General features: G+C 74.5%; 1 protein-coding gene. It reads right to left on the bottom strand.

From position 1 onward, the window contains the following. A partial coding sequence (locus AB0H83_RS51775) for a beta-ketoacyl synthase N-terminal-like domain-containing protein (RefSeq protein WP_360111440.1) occupies window positions 1–2130 on the bottom strand: 2130 nt, incomplete at both ends.

Genomic DNA, 2130 nt, shown 5'->3' on the forward strand with positions numbered 1-2130 from the left:
GTACCCGACATCGACCGGGTTGCGGTCCGCCACGGCCCGCAGCCGGTCCACCTGCGCCTCAAGAGCCTCAGGGGTACGCGCCGACACCGGCCACGACACCACCGGCGGCACGACCGGCTCGACGGTCGATGCGGCCAGCGGTGCTTCCTCGAGGATGACGTGCGCGTTCGTACCGGAGATGCCGAACGACGACACGCCGGCGCGGCGGGGCCGGTCGGTGTCCGGCCACGGCTGGGCTTCGGTGAGGATCTGGACGGCGCCCGCCGACCAGTCGACGTGTGATGTGGGTGCGGTGACGTGCAGGGTGCTGGGCAGGGTGCGGTGCTGCAGGGCGAGGATCATCTTCATGACCCCGGCGACACCGGCCGCGGCCTGGGTGTGGCCGATGTTCGACTTCACCGACCCCAGCCACAACGGCTCGGTGCGGCCCTGCCCGTACGTGGCAAGCAACGCCTGCGCCTCGATCGGGTCGCCGAGGCCGGTGCCGGTGCCGTGCGCCTCCACCGCGTCCACATCGGACGGCTCCAGATCCGCCGCGGCGAGCGCGGCGCGGATGACCCGCTGCTGCGACGGACCGTTCGGGGCGGTAAGGCCGTTCGACGCGCCGTCCTGGTTGACCGCGGAACCGCGCACCACCGCGAGGACCGGGTGGCCGTTGGCGACGGCATCGGAGAGCCGCTCGACGAGGAGCAGGCCGACGCCCTCGCCCCAGCCGGTGCCGTCGGCGTCGTCGGAGAACGCCTTGCACCGCCCGTCGGTGGCGAGCCCCCGCTGGCGGGAGAACTCCACGAACGCGCCCGGCGTCGACATCACCGTGGCCCCGCCGGCGAGGGCAAGGTCGCACTCGCCGCGGCGCAGCGCCTGCGCGGCGAGGTGCAGCGCCACCAGCGACGCCGAGCACGCCGTGTCGACGGTGACCGCGGGTCCTTCGAACCCGAACGTGTACGAGATCCGCCCGGACACGACGCTGGCGGCGTTGCCGGTGCCGAGGTAGCCCTCGACGTTCTCCTCCGCCGCGGCGAGGATCGTCGGGTAGTCCTGCCCGTTGGTGCCGACGAACACGCCGGTCGCGCTGCCCCGCAGCGTCGCCGGGTCGAGGCCCGCCCGCTCGAACACCTCCCACGCCGTCTCCAGCAACAGCCGCTGCTGCGGGTCCATCGCCAGGGCCTCACGCGGGCTGATGCCGAAGAACCCGGCGTCGAACCCGGCGACGTCCTCCAGGAACGCGCCGACCCGGGCGTAGGAGGTGCCGGCCCGGTCCGGGTCGGGGTCGAACAGGGTGTCGAGGTCCCAGCCGCGGTCGGCGGGGAACTCGCGGACACCGTCGCGGCCCTCGGCGAGCAGCTCCCACAGCGCCTCCGGGGTGGCCGCGCCGGGGAACCGGCCGGCCATCGCCACGATCGCGACCGGCTCGTCGGCGGGGATCGCGGCCCGGACGGCGCCGGCGGTCCGCGCCCCGCTGATCTGCTCCAGCAGCAGCGCGGCGAGGGCCTCCGGCGTCGGGTGGTCGAACACGACGGTGGTCGGCAGCGTGACTCCGGTGGCCGCGGTGAGCGCGTTGCGGAACTCGACGGCGGTCAGCGAGTCGAACCCGAGGTCCCGGAACGCCCTGTCGCGGCGGATGGCGGCGGCGTCGGCGTGACCGAGGACCGTGGCGGTCTGCCCGAGGACGAGGTTGAGGAGGTACGCCGGGAGCTCGCCGGCCGGCACGTCGGCGAACCGCCGCTCCTGCACGGGTGCCGCGGCGGCCGGTGCGAGCCGGTCGAGCAGCGGTGCGGGCCGGCTAGCGGTGAACGCGGGCCCGAACGTGTCCCAGTCGATGTCGGCAACAACGACGGTGCCGTCCGTGACGCGGCTCAGGACGGTGACCGCGGTCGCCGGATCCATGGGCCGGACACCACCCCGGCGGTGCCGGTCGCCGAGATCCCCGGCCATGCCGTCCCCCGCCCACGGCCCCCAGGCGATCGAAACACCAGGGCGCCCGGCCGCGCGGCGCTGCTCGACGATCGCGTCCAAGGCGGCGTTCGCGGCGGCATAGTTCGCCTGCCCCGCCGAGCCCACCGACCCCGCGAACGAGGAGAACAGCACGAACGCATCCAACGGCAGGTCACGGGTCGCGGCGTCGAGGTG

Source organism: Dactylosporangium sp. NPDC050688 (assembly GCF_040654515.1).
In the GTDB taxonomy this organism is placed as follows: Bacteria; Actinomycetota; Actinomycetes; order Mycobacteriales; family Micromonosporaceae; genus Dactylosporangium.